Raw genomic sequence first — 767 nt, 5'->3', positions numbered from 1 at the left:
GTCGTTCGTGAAGAACTGGCGCCGGCGCCCGGCTTAAGCGGTGTTTCGAGCCGGGACGGTCTCGAAGAAGGCTCGGATGATGACACGCAAGAGCTCTGCGAGCCATCGCAGCAGCAGGCCGAAGTTATAGCCGGCAGCGGCGAGAACAGCGTTGATGCGGTCGCCGAGGCGTCCCTTGAGATAATTTCTGTCCATGCGGTGCTCGGCCTTGACGTGGCCGATGACGGGCTCGACAGCCGCGCGACGCTTCATCTCGCGACGGATGGAAGCTGTGACGCGGCGGACCTGACCCGAGATCCAGACCCTGAACCGATGCGGGTGGTTGTGACCGCGATATCCTTTGTCGACGTGGATACCGCGAGCCTCCACCCCGGTGAGCTTCTCCATGTCGGCGATTACGGGACCGAGCGTGTGCCCATCGAAGGGATTGCCATGCAGCGCCTTGGCATGGAGCACGAACTGGCCGCCCTTCGGAGACGTCACAGGGGTGGCGATGCTGACCTTGCAGCCGAACTCGTAGGGCGCGCGGGCTTTACCCTTGCCGATGCACTCAACCTCCGGAGCATGTAACGCATAGACCTTCGGACCGCGCTGATGCTGATCCTGGCTGCGCACCTGCTGCGCTAAACCGAGCAACGGGCCGAAGCGAGCTTCCAGCACCGTATCGCCATCAATCTTGCGGCGGATGTCGCGGATGATCCGGCCAAGCCGTGTCCGCAGGAACTTGAGCTGCCGCCGGGCGCGTTTGAACTGGTGGGCGTGGGTAT

At 63.4% G+C, this 767-nt stretch carries 1 pseudogene; it reads right to left on the bottom strand.

Going from position 1 to position 767, the window contains the following annotated elements:
- Positions 1-33: 33 nt before the first annotated feature.
- Positions 34-767 (bottom strand): annotated as a pseudogene (locus Q2M23_RS43715) (IS5/IS1182 family transposase); the annotation flags it as partial.

Source organism: Bradyrhizobium sp. 33ap4 (assembly GCF_032654765.1).
Classification (GTDB): domain Bacteria; phylum Pseudomonadota; class Alphaproteobacteria; order Rhizobiales; family Xanthobacteraceae; genus Bradyrhizobium; species Bradyrhizobium australafricanum.
The sequence above is the reverse complement of the archived record's forward strand: the minus strand, read 5'-3'. Positions and strand labels throughout refer to the sequence as shown.